We start from the raw sequence: 21,842 nt of genomic DNA, 5'->3' as shown, positions 1-21,842 counted from the left end.
TCATCGCGGTGATGTGCTGCGCCCTCGCCGCCCTGCTCGGCAGCCTCGTCCATGTGTCGGTGACCGCGCAGACCGCGGACGACTCCCGGGAAAAGGCCCTCGCGCGGCTCACCGACGTGACGCGGCTGTACGAGGCCGGTGAGCCGCTTCCCCGGTTCGCCGGGTTCGATCCGGTCGGGCTCCCGGCCTCCCTGCGTGCCCTCGCCGTCCGGGGCGAGCGCGGCACGATGGTCGGTGACGACCGGGGTCACCCGGCGATGTGGGCGGCGGGCCCGGCGGACGGCCGCGCCCTCGCCGTACGGGTCGACTACACCCAGAGCGCCGAGACCATCGACGCGCTCGACCGCTCGATCCTTGGCTCGTCCGTGCTCGCCATCGGGGCGACCCTGCTCGTGGGGCCTTCGCCGTCACCCGGGTCACGCGCCGGCTGCACCTGACCGCTCAGGTGGCCCGCCGGATCAGTGCCGGCGATCTCGACGCGCGCGTGGACGATCCCCGTACGAAGGACCCGTCGCGCCCGCAGGACGAGGTGGCGACGGTCTCCGGAGCGCTCGACACGATGGCCTCCTCGCTCCAGCGCAAGCTGCAGAGCGAGCAGCGGTTCACCGCCGATGTGGCGCACGAGCTGCGCACGCCCCTGACCGGGTTGTCCGCGGCCGCCGAGCTGCTGCCGGAAGGGCGGCCCTCGGAGCTCGTACGGGACCGGGTGCGGGCGATGCGGGGGCTGACCGAGGACCTCCTGGAGATCTCGCGCCTCGACGCCCGCAACGAGACCGTGGACCTGGCCGTGCACGAACTCGGCCCGCTCGCCGAGCGGGTGGTGCGCGCCTCGGGCACGGACACGGAGGTGCGGGTCGTGCGGGACGCGACGGTGGAGACGGACCGGCGCCGTCTTGAGCGGGTGCTCGGCAATCTGGTCGCCAACGCGCACAAGCACGGGGCTCCTCCGGTGGTGGTGACGGTGGACGGGCCCGTCGTGTCCGTACGGGACCGCGGCCCCGGCTACCCCGGCTATCTGATCGAGTCGGGGCCGCAGCGCTTCCGGACCGAGAGCGGCGGCAAGGGGCACGGGCTCGGGCTGACGATCGCGGTGGGGCAGGCGGAGGTGATCGGGGCCGCGCTCGTGTTCACCGGGGCGCCGGGGGGCGGGGCCGAGGCCCTGCTGCGGCTGCCCGAGTACGTCCACCTCTCGGACGACGCGCCGCAGGAGTGACAGCACGGCACACCGTCACACAAAAGGGACATAGGGCATACCGCTTGCTACGTTGCGGCCATGACCGCACCGCGAACGGACGCGCCCCCGCCCGGGGTACGCATCCCGAAGCGCCGCGGCGTGGAACTCTCCCTCCTCGTCTGCGCCGTCCTCATCTCCGTCTACGGCTACGCCGAGGTCGGTCTCGCCCGCAGCGGCGCCGTGCCCCCGGACGCCGTCCGCTACGGGGCCGGGCTCGGTCTGCTCGCGCTCGTCGCCCATCTCGCGGTCCGCTTCCGCGCCCCGTACGCCGATCCGCTGCTGCTGCCGATCGCCGTGCTGCTCAACGGCCTCGGGCTCGTCCTGATCTACCGGCTCGACCTGGAGACGCCGAGGGACCAGGCGGCCGCGCCCCAGCTGGTCTGGTCGACGCTCGGGGTCGCGCTCTTCATCGTGGTCGTCCTGCTGCTCCGCGACCATCGCGCGCTCCAGGGGTACGCGTACGTGTCGGTGGCCGCCGCGCTCGCCCTGATGATCCTGCCGATCTTCTTCCCCGCCGTGAACGGCGCCAAGATCTGGATCCGGATCGGCGGCCTCTCCTTCCAGCCGGGCGAGTTCGCCAAGATCCTGCTCGCCGTCTTCTTCGCCGCCTATCTCGCCGCCAACCGCCACGCGCTCGCGTACGCCGGCCGCCGGATCTGGAGGTTCCAGCTGCCCGCCGGACGGGTCCTCGGGCCCGTCGTGGCGATCTGGCTGCTGAGCGTCGGCGTGCTCGTCCTGGAGCGGGACCTGGGCACGTCGCTGCTCTTCTTCGGGCTCTTCGTGATCATGCTGTACGTGGCCACCGGCCGGATCGGCTGGATCGCCGTCGGCCTGGTGCTGGCGTCCGCCGGCGCCGTCCTCGTCGGCTCCCTCGAACCTCATGTGCACAGCCGGGTGCAGGACTGGCTCGACCCCTTCGCCTCGATCCGGGCGGGGGACGGCCCGGGGCAGCTCGCCCAGTCGCTGTTCTCCTTCGCCGCCGGGGGCATGCTCGGCAGCGGGCTCGGTCTCGGTCATTCCGTCCTCATCGGTTTCGCCGCCAAATCGGACTTCATCCTCGCCACGGCGGGTGAGGAGCTCGGGCTCGTCGGCCTGACCGCGCTCTTCGTGCTGTACGCGCTGCTCGTCGCCCGGGGATACCGCGCCGGCCTCTCGCTGCGCGACCCCTTCGGGCGGCTCCTCGCCATCGGGCTCGCCTCGATCGTGGCGCTCCAGGTCTTCGTGATCGCGGGCGGGGTGATGGGCCTGATCCCGCTGACGGGCATGGCGATGCCGTTCCTGGCCCAGGGCGGTTCGTCGGTCGTCACCAACTGGGTGATCGTGGCGCTGCTCATCCGCGTCAGCGACTCGGCGCGGGCCCCGGAGCCCGATGCCGCCGACACGGGGACGCTCGCCGCCGTCAAGGAGGGGGCCTCGTGAGCCTCGTGTGCCGTACGCGGGGGGTGGGGTCGTGATCCGGTATGCCCGGCGGGCCGCCGGACTCTGTCTCGTCCTGCTCGTGGCGCTCCTCGTCAACTCCGCCCGGGTGATGGTCTTCGAGGCCGAGTCCCTCGACGACAACCCCGCCAACCGGCGCATCGTGATCGACCGGTACGAGCAGCCGCGTGGTGACATCCTCGTCGAGGGGAAGCGCGTGACGGGCTCCCGGGACAGCGGACAGCAGCTGCGCTGGGAACGGACCTACCGCAAGGGGCCGTTGTACGCGCCGCTGACCGGCTACGCCTCGCAGATCTACGGCACCACCCTCGTCGAGCACGCCGAGGACGCCGTCCTGGCCGGCACCGAACCGATGCTGGCCCCGCTCCCCCTCTGGAACGACCTCACCCGCGGCCGGCAGCCCGGCGGCGACGTCGTCACGACGATCCGGTCGTCGATGCAGGAGGCCGCCTTCCGGGGGCTCGGCGGGAAACGCGGCGCGGTGGTGGCCGTGGAGCCGCACAGCGGTCGGATCCTGGCGCTCGTCAGCTCGCCCTCGTACGACCCCGGTGTCCTCTCCGGGACCGGCCCGGGGGTCAAGGACGCCTGGAAGCGGCTCACCACCTCGCCGAACCAGCCGATGCTGAACCGGGCGCTGCGGCAGACGTACCCCCCGGGCTCCACGTTCAAGATCGTGACGGCGGCCGCGGCCCTGGACGCCGGGGCGGTACGGGACGTGGACGCGCCGACGGACACCCCCGACCCGTTCGTGCTGCCCGGCACCCGTCAGGTGCTCCCCAACGAGGCGAAGGGGTGCGAGGACGCCTCACTCGCGTACGCCGTCCAGTGGTCCTGCAACACCGTGATGGCCGGGCTCGGGGTGAAGGTGGGCCTGACCGGGATGGTCGACGCGGTCGAGGGGTTCGGCTTCAACGACACCGCACTCCGGGTGCCGTCCTGGGTGGCCAGGTCCAACTTCGACCGGGAGATGAGCCCGGACCAGCTGGCCCTGTCGTCGATCGGGCAGTTCAACACGACGGCGACGCCGCTCCAGATGGCCATGGTGGCGGCGGCGGTCGCCAACAACGGGGAGATCGCCCACCCGTATCTCGTCGACCGCACGACGACCTCGGGCGGCATCACGGTCGACCGCACCGGCCGCCGCAGTCACCGCCTGGCCATGAACCCCTCGACGGCGCTCCAGCTCCAGCGGCTGATGCTGAAGGCGGTCGAGGAGGGGACGGGGACGAACGCGGCGATCCCCGGGGCCCGGGTCGGCGGCAAGACGGGCACGGCCCAGCACGGCTTCGGCAACACGGGGACCCCGTACGCCTGGTTCATCGCCTGGGCACAGGCCGGCGACGCGGCCCAGCCGGCCGTCGCCGTGGCGGTGGTCGTCGAGGACGCGGAGGCCGCCCGTACGGACATCAGCGGGGGCGGCAGCGCGGCTCCGATCGCGAAGGCGGTGATGACGGAGGCGCTGCGGCTGGAGGCGGAGGCCCGGAGGGGCCAGGGCCACTCGTTCGGATCAGGGGCCGGGGGCCGCGAGCCCTGAGGCCCTGGTCACTCCCCCGTCGCGCCCTCCGCGATCGTGTCCTCCACCTCCGTCACCCTGGCCCGTTCCTCCGCCGCGAAGCGCTCCGCGTCGAGCCGCTCCGCGATCTCCTCGTCCTGGGTCATCAGCAGGTCGAGGTTCGAGTCGCCGAGGTCGAAGACGCCCATGTCGAGGTAGGCCTTCTGGAGGCGCTCGCCCCACAGGCCGATGTCCTTGACGCAGGGGACGATCCGGCTGAAGAGGAGCTTGCGGAAGAGGTGCAGGAACTCGCTCTGCTCGCTGAACTCCTCGGCCTCCTTCTTCGGGATGCCGAAGTTCTCCAGGACCTCGACGCCCCGCAGCCGGTCCCGCATGAGGTGGCAGCCCTCGATGACGAACTCCTCGCGTTCGCGGAGTTCGGCGTCCGAGAGCTGACGGTAGTAGTCGCGCAGGGCCATCCGGCCGAAGGCCACGTGCCGGGCCTCGTCCTGCATGACGTACGCCAGGATCTGCTTGGGGAGCGGCTTGTCGGTGGTGTCGCGGATCATGCCGAAGGCGGCGAGGGCGAGCCCTTCGATGAGGACCTGCATGCCGAGGTAGGGCATGTCCCAGCGGGAGTCCCGCAGGGTGTCGTCGAGGAGTCCCTTGAGGTTGTCGTTGATCGGGTAGAGCATGCCGATCTTGTCGTGGAGGAAGCGGCCGTAGATCTCGGCGTGCCGGGCCTCGTCCATGGTCTGGGTGGCCGAGTAGAACTTGGCGTCCAGGTCGGGGACGGACTCGACGATCCGGGCGGCGCAGATCATGGCGCCCTGCTCGCCGTGGAGGAACTGGCTGAACTGCCAGGAGGCGTAGTGCCGGCGCAGGTCGCCCTTGTCCTTCTCGGTCATCCTGGCCCAGTGGCGGGTGCCGTGGAGGGTGAGGACCTCGTCGGGGGTGCCGAGCGGGTCGTACGGGTCGACCTCCAGGTCCCAGTCGATCCGGGTGGATCCGTCCCACTGCTTGTCCTTGCCCTTCTGGTAGAGGGCGAGGAGGCGCTCGCGGCCGTCCTCGTACTCCCAGGAGAAGCGGGCGGCGCCGGTGGCGGGGACCTGCCAGGTGGGGGTGGACGGGGCCGTGGTGTAGAGGTCGCGCGTCGACACTGACGCCTCCTTCGGGGGTGGGACCGTTCCCGTGGTGCGAGTCCACCCGCCAGGCTCACACGGTGGTAGACGGATCGTCAACAAGTCGCGCCGAAGGGATTGACGGCGTTACTGACGGGCAGTCTCATAGACAGTGACCCCCGGTAACATGTCGGCGAGCGCAGCGAGGTGTCTCCCACCATGACCCCCTTCACCGAGCCCGACTTCAGCCTCCTCGGGGATGCCCTGGGGCCGCTGCGCGACCGCGAGCAGGTCGCCGAGCGCCTTCTGGAGTCCTCCCGCAAGCACTCCTACGACCCGGACGCCGAGCTCGACTGGGACGCGCCGTTCGAGGACGGCAAGTGGTTCTGGCCGCCGGAGCTCGTGTCGCTCTACGACACCCCGCTCTGGCGCCGGATGTCCGAGGAGCAGCGGATCGACCTGTCGCGCCACGAGGCGGCGTCACTCGCCTCGCTCGGCATCTGGTTCGAGATCATCCTCATGCAGCTGCTCGTCCGTCACATCTACGACAAGTCCCTGACCAGCCATCATGTGCGGTACGCGCTCACCGAGATCGCCGACGAGTGCCGGCACTCGATGATGTTCGCCCGGATGATCCAGCGGAGCGGCACCCCCGCGTACCCGGTCCCCAGGCTCCACCACAACCTCGCGCGCGTCCTGAAGACCGTGTCCACCACTCCCGGGTCCTTCGCCGCCACCCTGCTCGGCGAGGAGATCCTCGACTGGATGCAGCGCCTGACCTTCCCGGACGAGCGCGTGCAGACCCTCGTCCGCGGGGTGACCCGCATCCATGTGGTGGAGGAGGCACGCCATGTGCGGTACGCCCGCGAGGAGCTGCGGCGCCAGATGGTGACCGCCCCCCGCTGGGAACAGGAACTCACCCGGCTCAGCTGCGGCGAGGCCGCCCGGGTCTTCTCCACGTGTTTCGTCAATCCGGGGGTGTACGAGGCCGTGGGCCTGGACCGGCGCGAGGCCGTCGCGCAGGTGCGGGCGAGCGGACACCGGCGCGAGGTCATGCAGTCCGGCGCCAGGCGGCTCACCGACTTCCTCGACGACATCGGCGTGCTGCGCGGGCCGGGACGCCGGCTCTGGAAGTCCTCGGGGCTGCTGGCCTGAGGGCGTGGGTGGCGTCCGGAGCGTAGCGCCGTCCGCCCTGAGGGCAGGGCTCGCGGACCTTCCGGACCGGCCCTGCGGTGTCCGGCTCCGGATGTCCCGCCCGCGTGCCGCGCGGCTACGCTGCGGAGCATGACGAGCGCCGCCACTCCCGCGTACCGCAGGCTCAGTGTCGAGGAGCGGCGCGGGCAGCTCCTCGACGCGGCCCTGGGGCTCTTCGCCCACCGGACGCCCGAGGACGTCTCGCTCGACGACGTCGCCGAGGCCGCCGGCGTCTCGCGGCCGCTGGTCTACCGCTACTTCCCCGGTGGCAAGCAGCAGTTGTACGAGGCCGCCCTGCGCTCGTCCGCCGACGCCCTGAACCGCTGCTTCACCGAGCCGCCCGAGGGCCCGCCCACGGAGCGGCTCGGGCGGGTGCTCGACCGGTACCTGACCTTCGTCGACGAGCACGACGCCGGGTTCAGCGCGCTGCTGCGGGGCGGCAGCGTCGCCGAGACCTCCCGGACGAGCGCGATCGTCGACGAGGTGCGGCGGGCTGCCGCCGAGCAGATCCTGGTCCACCTGGGGGTGGAGCGGCCCGGGCCCCGGCTCGGCATGCTGGTGCGGACGTGGATCGCCGCCGTGGAGGCCGCGTCGCTCATCTGGCTCGACGAGGACAAGCAGCCACCGGCCCGGGAACTGCGGGAGTGGCTCGTCGATCATCTCGTCGCCCTGCTCGCCGCGACCACGGCGAGCGACGAGGAGACCGCCGGGGTCGTCGGGCTGCTCCTCGCCCAGGAGACGCCCGAGGGGCCGGTGGCACGGCTCGCCCGGAGGGTCCTGCCGGTGGTGGGCGAGGCGGCCCACCTCCTGTGAGCCGGGAGGCGCGGGAGGCAGGAGGGGTGAGCGGGGCAGACTGGAGGGGTGAGAAGCGAGAACACCCCCTTCCGTGGCGGCCCCCTCGACGGCCGGGTCCTGCCGATCCTGCTCGGCCCGACCGGCCACCCGCCGAAGTGGTACGAGGTCCCGGTCCCGGCGCACGACGGGCGTCCACCGACCGTGTACGCGTACCGGCGCGAGCCCGCGGGCTACACGAAGCGGCTCGGGCTCCAGCGTGGCTGGGTCTACGCGTACGCGCCCGATGGCCGCGAGCGGCGCGAGCTGAGGTGGCCGTGGTCGAAGCCGGGCGGCGGCACGCCTCCGCCCGCGTAACACGCTGAGCCGAACGGGTGAGGCCGCCGGACGCGCCCCTATTCGTACGTTAATCGGCTGATCTGACACGTCATCATCCCTGTGGAGGTGGTGACGTGACGCGAAGGCTGCTGCGTACGGTCTGCACGGGGGCGCTGGCCGCGGTGACGGCGCTCACCGGGGTGACGCTCCCCTCGGGCGCCGCCGCCCCGGTCCCGCCGACCGACTCCCCGGCGGAGGCCCCGATCGCGTGGGCCGACCCCGCGAAGGAACCGGTGGGTCCCGTCGATCCCGACGCCCGCGTCGACCCCGAGGCCGCGGACGCGCCCGGCGGCGTCGACGGCCCCGACGTCACCGAGGCTCCCGACGACCCCGAGGTCCCCCTGGCCCCCGGAGAGCCGCCCCCTCGTACCCCCGAGGCCTCCGGCTCCCCCGAGGTCCCCGGCTCCTCTGAGGTCCCCGGCTCTCCTGAGGTCCCCGACGCCCCCGGCTCCCCCGAGGCCGCTCGGCCCGCCCCCCTCGACGACGGCGCCGCCCTCCCCCCTCCCGGTGGTGACTCCGTCACCACCCTGCTCACCCGGCTGCGCACGCTCTACCAGCGGGCCGAGGAGGCAGCCGAGCGGTACAACGCCGCCGACGAGGCCCTGAAGCTCCAGACCGCCGACACCAAGAAGGTCACCGCCCGGCTCACCGCCGCCCGGACCGCCCTGGCGCAGGGGCGTGCCGTGGCCGGCCGGATCGCCCGGGACCAGTACCAGGGCAGGTCCGAACTCTCCTCGTACCTGCGGGTGCTCCTCGCGCCCGACCCGCGGTCGGCCCTGGACCAGGGGCATCTGATCGCCCGGGCCGGCCGCCACCGCGTCGCGGCCGTGTCGCGCCTGGAGAAGGCCGAGCGGCAGGCGGACTCCCTGGCGAGCGCGTCCCGGAAGGCCCTCGACCGGCAGCAGGGCCTCGCCGTCGCGCAGCGCACCCGGCGTGACGAGGCACGGGCACGTCTCGCGGAGGTCGAGAGACTGCTCGCCGCGCTGTCCCCCGGGCAACTGGCCCGGCTCACCGAGCTCGAGCGCGTCCAGACGGCCGGCGCGCAGCGCGAACTCCTCGGCTCCGGCGTCCTGGACGGGCGGCGCACCCCGTCCCGGGCGGGCGCGGAGGCGCTGCGGTTCGCGGTGGGGCAGATCGGCAAGCCGTACGAATGGGGGGCGGAGGGCCCGGAGACGTACGACTGCTCGGGGCTCACCCAGCGGGCGTGGGCGGCGGCGGGCCGGGAGCTGCCGCGTACCAGCCAGGAGCAGTGGGCGACCCTGCCCCGGGTGTCGTGGGCGGAGCTTCGGCCGGGGGACCTGGTGGTGTACTTCCCCGGCGCCACCCATGTGGCGGTCTACCTCGGCGAGGGGCTCGTGGTGCACGCGCCGCGTCCGGGCGGCAAGGTGAAGGTCTCCCCGATCGCGGCGAATCCGCTGCTCGGAGCCGTGCGCCCCGACCCGGACGGGAGGGCCCTGGCCGCGTACGTGCCGCCGCCGCTTCCGGCGGGGGCCAGGGACGGGCAGGACGAGGGGTACGACCGCGGCTGAACGACACCGGTGACGGCGGGTCGCCGACCCCGCACCACCGGTTCGCCGGTCACCGCGGTCCGGGGTCCGACTCCTGGAGCCCCGCGGGTGCCGCGGCTCTGGGGGTGAGGATGTCGCGGGCCTGTTCCGCGGCGCGGGCGGTGCTCTCGCTGACGAAGTCGAGGAAGCGGGCGACGTTCTCCAGGCGGTGGGCGGCCGGGGTGTCGGGGCCGAGGACGCCGACGCCCTGCCGTGCGGTCGCGACGATCTGGGCGGTGGACCGGGCGCTGGCGATCATCGACCGGTACCAGATGTCGTCGTCGACGATGTAGCGCTCGCGGCGGCGTTCGTCGCGCTCGCGGCGGACGAAGCCCTGGTCCTCCAGGAACGCGATCGCCTTGGAGATGGACGCCGGGCTGACCTGCAGGCGCTGGACCAGTTCGGACGCGGTGAGGCTGCCGGTGTCGGTGAGGGTGAGGCAGGCCATCACCCGGGACATCATCGTGGGCATGCCCGAGCTCATGAGGACGGTCGTGAACGTCTCCTGGAACTCACGCACCGCCTCGGCGTCGCGCCCGTGGGCCTGCGGGGGCGCCTCCGCCGTCCGGGACGCGGCGGGCTTCCGCCGGTGGGTGCGGCGCTCGGTGGCCCGTTGGGCAAGGTCGGCGCGGTAGGCGGTGGGCCCGCCGTTGCGCATCACCTCGCGGGTGACGGTGGAGGTCGGACGGTCGAGCCGCCTGGCGATCTCGGCGTAGGCGAGGCCGTCGGCCAGTCCCAGCGCGATCTGCCGGCGTTCCTGCTGGGTGAGCCTGCCTCCCGGCATCGCGGTCTCCTTCGCGTTCCCTCTGTGCCGTTTACGCCTTCACCATAGCGTTCACTCCCATTCCATTGCAACGCGCCTCTGCCTGACGTTGCGTTATACGACAGGATCAGTGCAACGAAACAGCGGCTTTGACCTGCAGTGATGCGCTTACAACGCAACATGCTAATTGCCGAGAGTGTGAATGCAACGTAGCGTTTCACTCATCAGAAACAACGAACCGAAGGAATAGACCATGCAGAAGTTCCTCACCTCCGCCCCCGTCTCCGCCGTCCTCGACATCCCCGCCGGCCGCATCCGGTTCATCGCCGCCGACCGCACCGACACCACCGTCGAGGTCCTGCCCGCCGACCCCTCCAAGGGCCGCGACGTGAAGGCGGCGGAGCGGATCACGGTCGCCTACGGCGACGGCGTCCTGCGGATCGAGGCCTCCGACGCGAGCAACCGCGCCCTCGGGAACTCCGGCACCGTCGAGGTCACCGTCCAGCTGCCCGCCGGCTCCCGCGTCGAGGCCACGACGGCCACCGCCGAACTCCGGGGCGTCGGACGCCTCGGCGACGTCACCTACGAGAGCGCGCACGGTACCGTCAAGCTCGACGAGACCGCGGGCGCCCGCATCACCCTCGCCGCCGGCGACATCTCGGTCGGCCGTCTGGGCGGCCCGGCGGAGATCAGCAGCCAGAAGGGCGACCTCACCATCGCGGAGGCCGTGCGCGGCACGGTCACCCTGCGCACCGAGCACGGCGCGATCTCGGTCGGCGCCGCCCGCGGCGTCTCGGCCACCCTGAACGCCGGCACCTCCTACGGCCGCGTCGACAACGCCCTCCAGAACTCCGGGGGCGCCGAGGCCCGGCTCGCCATCCACGCGACCACCGCCTACGGCGACATCACCGCCCGCAGCCTCTGACGCGCGCCTTCCGACCTCCGACCAGGGCCGTCCGCAACCGCGATCCCCGGTGGGCGCGAGCCCCCGCCACGCACGAGGGCGGCGTACCCCGACACCCGTCGGGGTACGCCGCCCTCTCCGCGTTCTCCGGCCGCCCGTGGGGCCCGGGACACGGTCCGTCAGTTCCCGGCGAGCGACGCCAGGTACGCGTTCGTCTTCTCGGGCTCGTAGAAGAAGTTCTCGAAGTCCGACGGGTCGTTGAAGCCGTTCGCGAAGCGGTCGGCCGCGGGCTGGAGCTGCCCGGCCGCGCCGAGGAGGTTCAGGACGTGCTCCGGCGGCGGGGCCAGCATCGCGTTCGTCCACTTGGTGACGTGCTGGGCCGTCTGCCAGTAGCGGTCGAAGGCGCCCTGCATCCACTCCTCGTCGAAGGGCTCCTCGCCGCGCTCGACGATGGCGGCGAGGTACGCGGCGGCGCACTTGGACGCCGAGTTGGAGCCCTGACCGGTGATCGGGTCGTTGGCGACGACGACGTCGGCGACACCGAGGACGAGACCTCCGCCGGGGAGCCGGCCGATCGGGTTGCGGACCGTCGGGGCGTACCGGCCGGCGAGAGTGCCGCCCGCGTCGGTCAGTTCGACCTTGGTGGCCCGCGCGTACTCCCAGGGCGTGAACCGCTCCATCAGCTCCAGGGTCAGGGACAGGTGCTCCGCCGGGTCCTTCACGCCCTGGAAGGCGTCGAGCGGGCCGCCGGGGATGCCCTCCCAGAAGAGGATGTCGGCGCGGCCGCCCGTCGTCAGGGTCGGCATGACGAAGAGTTCGCCGACGCCCGGGACGACGTTGCAGCGGACCGCGTCGAAGTCGGGGTGCTCGGGGCGGGGCCCGAGGCCGTGGACGTACGCGACGGCCAGCGCGCGCTGCGGCTCGCCGTACGGCGAACGGGACGCGTCCCGGCCGAACATCGAGACCAGTTCGCCCTTGCCCGCCGCCACCATCACCAGGTCGTAGCTGCGGGAGAAGTAGTCCAGGTCACCGACGGCCGCGCCGTGGATCACCAGCTGGCCGCCGCGCTGGGCGAAGGTCTCCATCCAGCCGGCCATCTTGACCCGCTGGTCGACGGACTGGGCGTACCCGTCGAGCTTCCCGACCCAGTCGATCACCCGGCTGGAGTCGGGGGCGGCGACGGAGACGCCCAGGCCCTCGATCTTCGGGGCCTGGGACTCCCAGAAGTTGAGGCCGAGGTCCCGCTCGTGCTGGAGCGCGGTGTGGAACATGCACTGCGTGGACATGACCCGGCCGGACCGGATCTCGTCCGCCGTCCGGTTCGACATGAGGGTGACCTCGTACCCCTCCGACTGGAGTCCGAGGGCGAGCTGCAGACCGGACTGGCCGGCGCCGACTATGAGTATCTTCCGCATGGGTGGTGCTCCTGGCGTGACGGGGAGAACTATTCGGGGGTGGCTTCGAGCGCGTGCGCGACCATCGCGAGGAGGCTCTCGATGACGCTGTACCGCTTGCGCGCGTCCATGATCACCACGGGTACGTGCGCCGGCACCGTCAGAGCTTCCCTGACGTCCTCCGCCTCGAACGCCTCGGTGCCCTCGAAGTGGTTGACGGCCACGATGTACGGCAGTCCGCAGCTCTCGAAGTAGTCGAGGGCCGGGAAGCAGTCGGTCAGCCGACGCGTGTCGGCCAGCACGACCGCGCCGATCGCGCCCCGCACCAGGTCGTCCCACATGAACCAGAAGCGCTGCTGCCCCGGCGTACCGAAGACGTACAGCACCAGGTCGTTGTCGAGCGTGATCCGGCCGAAGTCCATCGCCACGGTGGTGGTGAGCTTGTCCGGGGTGGCGGTGAGGTCGTCGGTGTCCTCGCTCGCCCGCGTCATCAGCGCCTCGGTCTGGAGCGGGGTGATCTCCGAGACCGCGCGGACGAAGGTGGTCTTGCCGACGCCGAAGCCGCCCGCGACGACGATCTTCGTCGCGATCGGGGCGCGGGTGTGGTCGAGCTGCCAGTCCTGCGCGCCGTCCTCGGCGCCCGGGCCGGCGGTATCCCGATCGAACAGGTCGGTCTGGGGCTGTACGGGAACGCCCGTCACCACCGGTGAGTCGGAGACGGCGGAGGCGTCAGAGACGACGGAGTCCACTCAGCACCCTTTCGAGGAGCGCGCGGTCGGGCTGGCCGGTGCCGTGACCGGTCCCGTACACGCGGATCTTTCCCTGGTCGGCCAGGTCGCTGAGCAGCACCCTGACGACTCCCAACGGCATCTTCAGTAGTGCCGAGATCTCCGCGACCGTCCGCATACGGCGGCAGATCTCGACGATGGCCCGCATCTCCGGCATCAGACCGCGGGCACCGGGCCCGCCGTCCGTCAGGACCTTGCGCACGGCGGGCGCTTCGAGCGCCGCCACGAAGGTCTCGACGAGCAGGACGTGGCCGAAGCGGGTACGGCCTCCGGTCAGCGAGTACGGGCGTACGCGCGCGGGGCGCCGCCCGTCTCCCCGCACCGGCAGCCGGTGGGCGTGGGGCCCGGGGTAGGCCGAGGATGCTGACGTCACTGGGTGCTCTCCATCGATTTGCGCAGCTCACTGCGGACTTCGGGGGTGAGTACGTGACCGGCGCGGCCCACGAAGAGCGCCATGTGGTACGCGACGACGCTCATGTCGCAGTCGGGCGTGGCGTGCACGCCGAGCAGCGAGCCGTCGCTGATCGACATGACGAAGACGCTGCCCTCCTCCATCGCCACCATGGTCTGCTTGACCCCGCCGCCGTCCATGAGCCGGGCGGCGCCGATGGTCAGGCTGCCGATGCCGGAGACGATGGTGGCCAGGTCGGCGCTGGAACCGCGCGGCCCGTCGGGACGGCCGGCGTCGGCGGCGACCGTCGTGCTCTGCTGGATGGCCGGGTCGGACGAGAGCAGCAGCAGGCCGTCGGAGGACACGACGGCGACCGAGCGGACCCCGGGTACCTCCTCCACCAGGTTTCCCAGCAGCCATTGCAGGTTGCGGGCTTCCGTGCTCAGTCCGAACGTTCCCGTCGCAGTCAACTGCGTGCCTCCTCGACTGTGTCCCCCGTCATCTCCTCTGTACGTGCAGGCTCTACGTCTTCTATCCGCGCCGAGTCCAGCTCCGCCTCGACGTCGCGGCGCCCGGCCTCGGCACCCTTGTGGAAGCCGCCGAGCCGGCGGCGCAGGGCCTCCGCGTCCACGCCGCCCTGGCGGGGCGCGGCGGCGGCACCGGCCGGACGGACCACCTGAGGGGTGCGCTTGGGCAGGCCCTTGTCGGTGATCCGCTCCCACTGACCGGCACGCGGGCCGGGAACCGGCCGGCCGGGAAGGCCCGGCCCGCCCGGCTCGTCGGTGACCGGCTCGTCGGTGACCGGCTCCGGGCCGGATTCGCGGTGGGCGGGCTCCGCGTACGGCGCGGGGTCGGCGGCGCGCTCGTGTGCGTCCGGCTCCGGCGGCGGGTCGGGCAGCCGGACCTGGAGCGTGGTCTCGGAGAGCGACTCCCCGAGGGGAGCGGGCTCCCTGCGGGGCTTTTCGTACGCGGACGTGGGCGTGGGGGCGGGCGCGGCGGCCGGCGGCTCGTGCGGCGCTTCCCGGGTCGGCTCCGGGGTGGGTTCCGGCGTCGGCTCCTGCGTGGGATCCGGCGCGGGCTCCGGCGTCGGCTCCTGGGTGGGCTGCTGCTCCCGCTGCTCCTTCGCCGCGGTCACCTCCGCCGCCAGGAACGCCCGCTCCGCCGCGTCCACGAGCGGGTCGCGGTTACGGGACGGCAGCGTGTTGGAGTTGGCCTCCGCGGCCGAGCCGGGCAGCTGGAGCGCGGGCGCCGTGCCCCCGACCCGTACGGGCTCCGTCACCGCGGTCGGCGGGGTCGTGGGCAGCAGCGGCTCGGGCAGGACCACGACCGCCGCCGTACCGCCCGGCTTCTGCTCCCGCAGCTCGACACGGACGCCGTGGCGGGCGGCGAGCAGGGCGATGACCCGCATGCCGAGGCCCTCGCCGTCGAAGGCGGTCGGGTCTGCCTCGGCCAGGCGCGCGTTGATCTCCGCGAGGCGGGAGGCGGTCATGCCGATGCCCGCGTCCTGCACGGAGAGCATCACCTCGCCGGACTCCAGGAGCCAGCCGGAGAGCTGCACCTCGGCGTCGGGCGGCGAGAAGGAGGTCGCGTTCTCCAGGAGCTCCGCGATCAGGTGGCTCAGGTCGTCCGCGGCGAAGCCGGCGATCTGGGCGTGCGGCGGGAGGGACTGGATGGTGACCCGCTCGTACCGCTCGATCTCGCTGACGGCGGCCCGGAGGACGTCGACGAGCGGGACGGGCCCCGCGTGGCCGTGGACGTGCTCGTGCCCGGCGAGGACGAGGAGGTTCTCGCTGTGGCGGCGCATGACGGTCGCCATGTGGTCGAGCTTGAAGAGGGTCGCGAGGCGGTCCGGGTCCTGCTCGCGCTCCTCCAGCTTCTCGATGACGCCGAGCTGCCGCTCGACCAGCCCGAGGCTGCGCAGCGACAGGTTGACGAAGGTGTGGTGGACGGTGCTCCTGAGCCGTTCGAGGTCGGCGGTGAGGAGGGCGACCCGGCCCTGGAGTTCGGCACGCTGGGTGGCGAGTTCGGCGCCGAGGGCTTCCTTCGCGGCGGCGAGGTCGGCCTGGCCGTCGGTGAGCCGCTCGGTGTGCGCTGCGAGGCCGGACAGCTTGCCGTGCAGGGTGTTGAGGGAGCGGACGACCTGGGCGAACTCGTCGTTGCGGCCGGTGAAGCGGACCGGCTCCTCCGTGTGCGGCGCGGGCGCGCCGGCCAGCCGGGCGGCGCCGATGCGGAGCACGGCGAGCGGCCGGGTGAGGGTGCGGGCGACGTAGGTGGAGATGCCGATCGCGACGAGGAGGCAGCCGCCGAGGAAGGCGAGGCGCAGTTCGAGGGCGGTGACGTCGTCGTCGCGGAGGGCGCCGAGCTGTTCGACGCGCTCGGCGGCGAGGGCGGACTCGACTCCTCGCATCTGCTCGATACGGGCGGAGAGCGTGGCTTCGAGGGCGGCCGGGTCGGTCTCGCGCTCGGCCTCGGTCAGGCGGGGCTGGTCGGTGAGGGAGGCGAGGGACCGCTCGGCGCTCTTGACGTCGGGTCCCGTGACGGTGGCGGCGAGGGAGTCACGGGCGGCGGAGCCCGCGGCCTGGTCGAAGTCGCCGAGGGCGGCGAGTTCGCGGACCCGGGCCTGCTGGGCCGCGGCGGTGAGGGTGTCGCGGGCGCGATCGGCCTCGGCGGCGCCCTCGGGCACCTCGGGGACGTAGGTGTCGGTCTCCGGGTCGTAACGGACGTCCCCGGTGGGCTCGGGCTGCGGTACGGAGAGCGCGGCGAGGAGCAGGCCGCGGGTGGCGGAGGCCTGTTCGACGGCGCGGCCGAGGGCGGCGGGGGCGCGGGTGGTCTCGGTGAGCGCGGTGCCGACGGCGCGGGGCGGGGTCTGGTCGGCCAGCTCGTCGGCGAGGGCCTGGAGCTTGGTGATGACCTCCGAGTACGCCCGGTGGGCCTCCAGGGCCGTGCCCTTGCCGGTGAGGGCGGCGCGACGGACGGAGGGGACGCCCGCGAGGTCGCGGCGGAGTTCGGCGGAGGCGGCGGGCCGGATCTCGTCGATCTGCCGGTCGACCCGGGTGGACCGGACGCTGGTGACCTGGCGCCTGTCCTCGGCCTCGCCGCCCTGGGCGTCGCGGCCGGCGGCGATGTACGCGACGACCTCGTCGCGCTCGTCGGCGAGCGAGTGGGCCAGGGTGACGGCCTGCCGGTCGAGTTCGGCGAGGGTGACCAGGCTCTGGGAGTCGGTCAGCTGGGTGGAGGCGGCGAGGACCGCGGGGGCTCCGGCGGCGAGGACCGTGATGCCGACGAGGGCGACGCCGGCGACCAGGCGGTTGCGGACGCGCTTGGAGCGGCCCGCGGGGGCGTTGCCCGGGGCGGGGCCGGTGGTGGTGCCGGCCGGGGCGGCGCCGGCGGTGGGCGCCGTGACGGCGCCGTCGTCCGGGGTCGGAGTCGTACCGGTGGTCCGGCTCCGCGCGCCGTTCTTGCTCCGAGGCCGCTTCATCTGCACCGGTGCTCGCATTCTTGACTCGTCCGCCCACAAAGCAGAGGTGACGGCCGGTCACATGGAGTGCCCCCACCCCTGGTACGGCTTCCGACCATTCCAGCGCTTCTGGGAAGGAGGCGCGCATCGGCCGCTCCGCCACCCGAACGAGTGAACAGCACTCCTGAGTTGGCGAACAAGTTCTACGGGCGGGGTCCAAGGGCCCCGAGGGACCCCCGGTTGGATCTTCGGCGCGGGCTTTGGCAGGATGCCCGCCCGCAGCTCCACGGAAGTGGCCGTTCCGCGTCGCGCGCCCCCTCCGTCAGGTTGGTACAGGCCATTTCCGGTCATTTGCAGGTCTGGTGAAGGTGTACGCCGGGCGGGTCGCCCGGCCGGGCACACTGGTCCTCATGCGCAGCGATGTCGCCTCCCTCCCCGGCAGCCCCGAACGCCCCAACGAGGACTGGGTGGCCGCCGTCCTGCCCGCCTCGGGCAGCGGAGGAACCGTCGTCCTCCTCGACGGCGTCACGCCTCCCGCCGGTGATGACGGTTGTGTGCACACCGTGCCGTGGTTCACCGCGCGACTGGGCGGAGCTTTGACCGAACTGTCCGCTTCCCGGCCGGACATGCCCCTGCCGGACGTCCTGGCGTCGGCAATCCGGCGCACCGCGGACGCGCACCGTGAGACCTGTGACCTTTCTCACGTCCGTACGCCCCAGGCGACGGTGGCGCTCGCCCGCTGGGACGAGACCTCGGTGGAGCATCTCGTCCTCTCCGACTCCGCACTCCTCCTGGAGGCCCCGGACGGGACGGTACGGGCGGTTCTCGACGACCGCCTCGACCGGGTGCCGGTCGAGGTCCTGCGCTCCCTCGCGGCGACGGACCGGCTCCGGAACCAGGAGGGTGGCTTCTTCACCGCGGCGGCCGACCCGGCGGTGGCGGCACGGGCGGTCACCGGGACGACCCCGCGCGCGGAGGTGCGGTCCCTGGCCGCGCTCACGGACGGGGCGAGCCGCTGGGTGGAGCTGTTCGCCGAGGGCGACTGGACGGAGTGCCTGGGCGTCCTGCGCAAGGAGGGCCCGCTCGGCCTGCTCCACCGGGTGCGGGCCCTGGAGACGGCGGACGAGCGGGCGGGCGGGGTGCGGCGCTGGAAGCGGCATGACGACGCGACGGCCGCGTACGTGGAGCTGTCCCGGACCTGAGCGGTCAGCCCTCGAACCGGACGTTGAAGTGGTTGAGGAGGCGGGCGAGTTCGGCGACCTCGGTGCGGTCCCAGTCGGCCAGCTTGCGGACGTACCGCTCGCGCCGGGCGACCCGTACGCGCCGGAAGCGGTTCCGGCCCTCCTCGGTGAGCCGCACCAGGGAGGCCCGGCCGTCGGCGGGGTCGGGGTCGCGGGCGACGAGCCCGAGGTCCTCCAGGGCCCGGAGCTGCCGGCTCATGGTGGCCTTGCCGACGCCGAAGTACCCGGCGAGCTCGGTGGCCCGTTGCGGTCCGGCGTCGTCGAGCCGCACGAAGAGGCCGTAGGCGGCGGGCTCCAGCTCGGGATGCACCTCACGGGCCATCTCGCCGGACTGGGCCCGCGCCCGCCGCAGAAAGACCGCCAGCTCACGCTCGAGCGCGAGGAACACGCGGTCGACCCCACCGGCAGGGTCGATGCCGGCGACAGGCGGGGCGCCGGGGGCCGGGGCTGCGGGCGCCGGGCCGCCGACGGGCGGGGCGCCGCGCTCCGGGGCAAGGGCCGGGCCGCCGGCGCCGTGGTCCGCGACAGGGACCTGACCGTCGGCCGGCAGGGCGCCACGCTCCGAGGCAGGGGCCGGGCCACCGGCGGCGTGGTCCGCGTCGGGGACCTGGTTGTGGGCAGGCGGGGCGCCGCGCTCCGGGGCAGGGGCCGGGCCGCCGGCGCCGTGGTCCACGCCGGGGACCTGACCGTCGGCGGGCGGGGCGCCGCGGTCCGCGCCGGCGGGGACCCCGGTGCCCGCGCCGGCGTCCGCCGGGGCGGGCACCGGGCCGTCGGCGGGTGGTGGGACCCGGCCTTCACTTCCCGTACCGCTTCCGTGCACGTCAGCACCTCTCACGCGTTCTCCGGCGGCCCTCCGGCAGCTTTCGGGCCGCTGAAAGTTTCTTCCGGCCGAGGCCATCGCCGCAGCTCTTCCAGTATTTCGCAGGATTAGACCAACGGCGGAACCCAGGTCCCCTTCCGCCTGCCGGGTCTACGTGCGTAGCGTCGCCCTCGGCAGCTACTGACATGTTCACGCCAGATAACTGCCGTCTCGCTCCCCCACCGATCCTCCCGGAGGCACGGAATGCGTGTGCACAGATCCGGAACGACCCTCGCCGGCGCGGCCCTCGCGGCGCTGGCCCTTCTCCTCCCCCTCGCCGGGCCCGCCGGCGCCGCCCAGGACCCGGGCGTCCGCACGGCGCCCGCGCGGGGTTCCGCCAGCATGGGCATGGGCGTGCTCAAGCACGACGGACGCGACGGCGCGCCCGGCGGCGTCTCGGGTCAGGCCGTCCAGACCGAGGGCGTGGACGTCTCAAGCCACCAGGGGAACGTCGCCTGGTCCACCCTGTGGAACAGCGGCGTCAAGTGGGCCTACGTCAAGGCGACGGAGGGCACCTACTACAAGAACACCTACTTCACCCAGCAGTACACCGGCTCGTACAACGTCGGCATGATCCGCGGCACGTACCACTTCGCCACCCCGGACACGACGACCGGCGCCGCCCAGGCCGACTACTTCGTCAACAACGGCGGCGGCTGGTCGAAGGACGGCAGGACGCTGCCGGGCGTGCTCGACATCGAGTGGAACCCGTACGGGGCGACCTGCTACGGCAAGACCCAGGCCGGGATGGTGGCCTGGATCCGCGACTTCGTGAACCGCTACAAGTACCGCACGGGCCGCGACGCCGTGATCTACACGGCGACGAGCTGGTGGACCCAGTGCACCGGCAACTACGCGGGCTTCGGGTCGACCAACCCGCTGTGGGTCGCGCGGTACGCCTCCACGGTGGGCGAACTCCCGGCCGGCTGGCTGTACTACACGATGTGGCAGTACACCTCGTCCGGCCCGACGGTCGGTGACCACAACCACTTCAACGGCGACCTGTCGCGGGTGCAGGCACTCGCGAACGGCTGACGGCTCCCCCGTCCACCTCGCTCCACGGCGGTTCCCGGGCATGCGGCGCCCCGGGGGCCGCCGCGGCCTTTTTCGGTCCACCCCCTTGCCTATTGGTATGGACCAATGCGAACCTCTTCGACGATCGCACGGGATGCAACTTCCGTGCGTTCAGCGCGCGTTGCTCGTCCCGTCCTCCCCACGCACGAGAAGAGAGCCCCCGCATGCCGCCCTCACGCCGCACCGTCACCGGCGTCGCCGCACTGTCCGCCGCAGCCGCACTCATCGGCCTCACCCCCACCGCCGCGAGCGCCCACGGAGCCGTCTTCAACCCCGTCAGCCGGGTGGCCGCCTGTTACGCCGAAGGCCCCGAGACGCCCAGGCCGCAGGTGTGCAAGGACCTCGTCGCCGACTCCGGCACCCAGCCGCTCTACGACTGGAACGAGGTCAACATCGCGAACGCCGCCGGACAGCACCGGACCCTCATCCCCGACGGCAGGCTCTGCTCCGCGAACCGCGAGAAGTACCGGGCCCTGGACTGGGCGCGCACCGACTGGCCGGCGACCGCGGTGGCCGCGGGCTCCTTCGACTTCAAGGTCCGGGCCACGGCGGCCCACTCCGGCACCATGACCGTCTACGTCACCAGGCCCGGCTTCGACCCCACGCAGCCGCTGAAGTGGTCGGACCTGGACGCGACCCCCGTCGCCGTGTACAACACCACCCGCACCGCCACCGACGGTTACTACTCCTTCACCGGCAACCTGCCCGCCCGCACCGGCCGCCACATCGTCTACAAGGTGTGGCAGCGCAGCGACAGCCCCGAGGCCTTCTACAGCTGCTCCGACGTCACCTTCGGCGGGTCGGCGGCGAAGGAACAGGCCGCGGCGCGGGGCCGGGCCCCGTCCGAGGCGAGGATCGCGGCGGGCGCGGAGCTGTCCACCGTGAGCCACGCGGGCCACGGCGGCGACGAGCAGGCGCCCGCCCTCTCCACCGAGAGCGCCGCGGCCCCGTCCTCGCCGCTCCCGTCGGCCCTCGCGGGCGCGGGCGGCCTCGCCGTCTTCGCGGCGGGCAGCCTGCTGCTCGGCCGCCGCCGGAACCCGTCCGACTCCTAGGAGCCGGAGGTCACGGCCGGGAAGAGGGCGGCGAGCCGGGGTGTCGCCACCCCCTCCGGACGAGCCCCCCGGGGTCCGTCGCCCTCTTCCCACCCTCTCGTCGGGTCACCCGGGAGCGCGTCCGCGAACCCGTCCGAGAACTCGCCCGAGAGGTCGTCCGCGAGCTCGTCCGCGAGTTCCTCCGCCACCTCCTCGACCGCGTCGAGGAACTCCTCGCCGTCGTCGTCCTCCTGGCCGGTCAGCTCGTCGAACGCGTCCTGGGCGACATAGTCGAGCTCCTCCCACTCCGGCCACTCGTCGTCGTCCCACTCGTTCCGGTGGCGCCCCACGAGGGCTCGTACCTCCGGCACGTCGGCCAGCGCGTCCGGGTCGGAGACGACCGACTCGTACACCTTCCGTCCCTGGCCCACCAGCCACAGCGTGAAGTAGTGGAACCCGTCGTCGGTGCAGTCGCCGCCCTCGATCAGATTCGCCGCCCGCCGCACCGCGCGCGTACCGGCGACCTCGCACGCGGCCTCGAGCCGCACCTGGAACTCCACGCTCTCGTCCGCCGGTCGTCGGAGCAGCTCCGTCCGGAGCCACTCCAGCCGCTCGTCCCGGTCACCGGGTCGGCGGCTCAACTCGTCGATGAGAGCCCAGAAGGCGTCGTCGTTCATGCATACGAGCATGCCAGCCCGCGCTGACATCCGGGTGATCAATTACCCGCGGGTACGCGTCCCGCCGC

General features: G+C 72.9%; 19 protein-coding genes and 1 pseudogene. 11 read left to right on the top strand and 9 right to left on the bottom strand.

The window, feature by feature from the left end; all coding sequences use genetic code 11:
- Positions 1 to 11 precede the first annotated feature (11 nt).
- The 3 genes and pseudogenes from ABZ567_RS09115 to ABZ567_RS09105 all read left to right on the top strand — a co-directional run bounded on the left by ABZ567_RS09115 (position 12) and on the right by ABZ567_RS09105 (position 4,205).
- Positions 12 to 1,213: pseudogene (locus ABZ567_RS09115) on the top strand (HAMP domain-containing sensor histidine kinase).
- A 60-nt stretch (positions 1,214 to 1,273) separates the two neighbouring features.
- Positions 1,274 to 2,653, top strand: a complete 1,380-nt coding sequence (locus ABZ567_RS09110; RefSeq protein ID WP_360786168.1) for an FtsW/RodA/SpoVE family cell cycle protein — start codon at positions 1,274 to 1,276, stop codon at positions 2,651 to 2,653.
- 31 nt (positions 2,654 to 2,684) lie between these two features.
- On the top strand, positions 2,685 to 4,205 hold the full coding sequence (locus ABZ567_RS09105) for a penicillin-binding transpeptidase domain-containing protein (RefSeq protein ID WP_360786166.1): 1,521 nt from the start codon (positions 2,685 to 2,687) through the stop codon (positions 4,203 to 4,205).
- Between the two features lie 8 nt (positions 4,206 to 4,213).
- Here ABZ567_RS09105 and ABZ567_RS09100 read toward each other — a convergent pair whose 3' ends face one another.
- Entirely contained in the window at positions 4,214 to 5,323 is a 1,110-nt protein-coding gene (locus ABZ567_RS09100) for a ferritin-like domain-containing protein (protein ID WP_360786165.1), read from the bottom strand.
- A gap of 180 nt (positions 5,324 to 5,503) precedes the next feature.
- Between ABZ567_RS09100 and ABZ567_RS09095 the strand changes: the two genes are divergently transcribed.
- From ABZ567_RS09095 to ABZ567_RS09080, 4 genes are all read left to right on the top strand, one after another.
- Positions 5,504 to 6,439, top strand: a complete 936-nt coding sequence (locus ABZ567_RS09095; RefSeq protein ID WP_360786163.1) for a diiron oxygenase — start codon at positions 5,504 to 5,506, stop codon at positions 6,437 to 6,439.
- Positions 6,440 to 6,568: 129 nt separating this feature from the next.
- A complete protein-coding gene (locus tag ABZ567_RS09090) occupies positions 6,569 to 7,291 on the top strand; it encodes a TetR/AcrR family transcriptional regulator (protein WP_360786161.1) in 723 nt (240 codons plus the stop codon).
- Between the two features lie 48 nt (positions 7,292 to 7,339).
- Positions 7,340 to 7,627, top strand: a complete 288-nt coding sequence (locus tag ABZ567_RS09085) for a hypothetical protein (protein WP_360786159.1) — start codon at positions 7,340 to 7,342, stop codon at positions 7,625 to 7,627.
- A 95-nt stretch (positions 7,628 to 7,722) separates the two neighbouring features.
- Positions 7,723 to 9,177 (top strand): NlpC/P60 family protein, encoded by a 1,455-nt coding sequence (locus tag ABZ567_RS09080; RefSeq protein WP_360786157.1) that lies wholly within the window; start codon positions 7,723 to 7,725, stop codon positions 9,175 to 9,177.
- Positions 9,178 to 9,226: 49 nt separating this feature from the next.
- Here the strand turns inward: ABZ567_RS09080 and ABZ567_RS09075 are convergent, their stop codons facing one another.
- Positions 9,227 to 9,979, bottom strand: a complete 753-nt coding sequence (locus tag ABZ567_RS09075; RefSeq protein WP_360786156.1) for a helix-turn-helix domain-containing protein — start codon at positions 9,977 to 9,979, stop codon at positions 9,227 to 9,229.
- Between the two features lie 232 nt (positions 9,980 to 10,211).
- Between ABZ567_RS09075 and ABZ567_RS09070 the strand changes: the two genes are divergently transcribed.
- On the top strand, positions 10,212 to 10,883 hold the full coding sequence (locus ABZ567_RS09070) for a DUF4097 family beta strand repeat-containing protein (RefSeq protein WP_360786154.1): 672 nt from the start codon (positions 10,212 to 10,214) through the stop codon (positions 10,881 to 10,883).
- Between the two features lie 158 nt (positions 10,884 to 11,041).
- Here the strand turns inward: ABZ567_RS09070 and ABZ567_RS09065 are convergent, their stop codons facing one another.
- The 5 genes from ABZ567_RS09065 to ABZ567_RS09045 all read right to left on the bottom strand — a co-directional run bounded on the left by ABZ567_RS09065 (position 11,042) and on the right by ABZ567_RS09045 (position 16,931).
- The gene (locus ABZ567_RS09065; protein WP_360786152.1) at positions 11,042 to 12,277 is read right to left on the bottom strand and encodes a styrene monooxygenase/indole monooxygenase family protein; all 1,236 of its coding nucleotides are present in this window, start codon (positions 12,275 to 12,277) and stop codon (positions 11,042 to 11,044) included.
- Between the two features lie 29 nt (positions 12,278 to 12,306).
- Positions 12,307 to 12,924 (bottom strand): ATP/GTP-binding protein, encoded by a 618-nt coding sequence (locus tag ABZ567_RS09060; RefSeq protein ID WP_360786521.1) that lies wholly within the window; start codon positions 12,922 to 12,924, stop codon positions 12,307 to 12,309.
- A 61-nt stretch (positions 12,925 to 12,985) separates the two neighbouring features.
- Entirely contained in the window at positions 12,986 to 13,417 is a 432-nt protein-coding gene (locus ABZ567_RS09055; RefSeq protein WP_360786150.1) for a DUF742 domain-containing protein, read from the bottom strand.
- Positions 13,414 to 13,905 (bottom strand): roadblock/LC7 domain-containing protein, encoded by a 492-nt coding sequence (locus tag ABZ567_RS09050; protein ID WP_360786148.1) that lies wholly within the window; start codon positions 13,903 to 13,905, stop codon positions 13,414 to 13,416. The genes ABZ567_RS09055 and ABZ567_RS09050 overlap by 4 nt, the downstream gene beginning before the upstream one ends.
- Positions 13,902 to 16,931, bottom strand: coding sequence for a nitrate- and nitrite sensing domain-containing protein (locus ABZ567_RS09045; RefSeq protein ID WP_360786147.1), 3,030 nt, complete (start codon positions 16,929 to 16,931; stop codon positions 13,902 to 13,904). Before ABZ567_RS09045 ends, ABZ567_RS09050 begins: the two co-directional genes overlap by 4 nt.
- Before the next feature lie 371 nt (positions 16,932 to 17,302).
- On the opposite strand from ABZ567_RS09045, the gene ABZ567_RS09040 reads away from it, so the two are divergent.
- The gene (locus ABZ567_RS09040) at positions 17,303 to 18,094 is read left to right on the top strand and encodes a hypothetical protein (protein ID WP_360786145.1); all 792 of its coding nucleotides are present in this window, start codon (positions 17,303 to 17,305) and stop codon (positions 18,092 to 18,094) included.
- A 4-nt stretch (positions 18,095 to 18,098) separates the two neighbouring features.
- Here the strand turns inward: ABZ567_RS09040 and ABZ567_RS09035 are convergent, their stop codons facing one another.
- On the bottom strand, positions 18,099 to 18,548 hold the full coding sequence (locus ABZ567_RS09035; protein WP_360786519.1) for a MarR family transcriptional regulator: 450 nt from the start codon (positions 18,546 to 18,548) through the stop codon (positions 18,099 to 18,101).
- Between the two features lie 648 nt (positions 18,549 to 19,196).
- Here ABZ567_RS09035 and ABZ567_RS09030 point away from each other — a divergent pair.
- Together ABZ567_RS09030 and ABZ567_RS09025 are read left to right on the top strand one after the other, a co-directional pair.
- Positions 19,197 to 20,027: a lysozyme gene (locus ABZ567_RS09030; RefSeq protein ID WP_360786144.1), complete on the top strand. Its 831-nt coding sequence runs from the start codon at positions 19,197 to 19,199 to the stop codon at positions 20,025 to 20,027.
- A gap of 203 nt (positions 20,028 to 20,230) precedes the next feature.
- Complete coding sequence (locus ABZ567_RS09025; RefSeq protein ID WP_360786142.1) at positions 20,231 to 21,118, top strand: lytic polysaccharide monooxygenase; 888 nt, start codon at positions 20,231 to 20,233, stop codon at positions 21,116 to 21,118.
- Here ABZ567_RS09025 and ABZ567_RS09020 read toward each other — a convergent pair.
- A complete protein-coding gene (locus ABZ567_RS09020) occupies positions 21,115 to 21,774 on the bottom strand; it encodes a DUF4240 domain-containing protein (RefSeq protein ID WP_360786140.1) in 660 nt (219 codons plus the stop codon). The two genes, ABZ567_RS09025 and ABZ567_RS09020, sit on opposite strands and share 4 nt — an antisense overlap.
- Between the last annotated feature and the right edge of the window lie 68 nt (positions 21,775 to 21,842).

It is taken from the genome of Streptomyces sp. NPDC016459, from assembly GCF_040632845.1.
Classification (GTDB): Bacteria; Actinomycetota; Actinomycetes; order Streptomycetales; family Streptomycetaceae; genus Streptomyces.
This window is presented reverse-complemented; position numbering and strand designations above follow the sequence as displayed.

Coding starts and splice junctions, on each gene's coding strand:
- ABZ567_RS09070 (WP_360786154.1), top strand. CDS start 10,212: ATGCAGAAGTTCCTCACCTCCGCCCCCGTCTCCGCCGTCCTCGACATC.
- ABZ567_RS09040 (WP_360786145.1), top strand. CDS start 17,303: ATGCGCAGCGATGTCGCCTCCCTCCCCGGCAGCCCCGAACGCCCCAAC.
- ABZ567_RS09030 (WP_360786144.1), top strand. CDS start 19,197: ATGCGTGTGCACAGATCCGGAACGACCCTCGCCGGCGCGGCCCTCGCG.
- ABZ567_RS09095 (WP_360786163.1), top strand. CDS start 5,504: ATGACCCCCTTCACCGAGCCCGACTTCAGCCTCCTCGGGGATGCCCTG.
- ABZ567_RS09090 (WP_360786161.1), top strand. CDS start 6,569: ATGACGAGCGCCGCCACTCCCGCGTACCGCAGGCTCAGTGTCGAGGAG.
- ABZ567_RS09025 (WP_360786142.1), top strand. CDS start 20,231: ATGCCGCCCTCACGCCGCACCGTCACCGGCGTCGCCGCACTGTCCGCC.
- ABZ567_RS09110 (WP_360786168.1), top strand. CDS start 1,274: ATGACCGCACCGCGAACGGACGCGCCCCCGCCCGGGGTACGCATCCCG.
- ABZ567_RS09020 (WP_360786140.1), bottom strand. CDS start 21,774: ATGAACGACGACGCCTTCTGGGCTCTCATCGACGAGTTGAGCCGCCGA.
- ABZ567_RS09075 (WP_360786156.1), bottom strand. CDS start 9,979: ATGCCGGGAGGCAGGCTCACCCAGCAGGAACGCCGGCAGATCGCGCTG.
- ABZ567_RS09045 (WP_360786147.1), bottom strand. CDS start 16,931: ATGCGAGCACCGGTGCAGATGAAGCGGCCTCGGAGCAAGAACGGCGCG.
- ABZ567_RS09065 (WP_360786152.1), bottom strand. CDS start 12,277: ATGCGGAAGATACTCATAGTCGGCGCCGGCCAGTCCGGTCTGCAGCTC.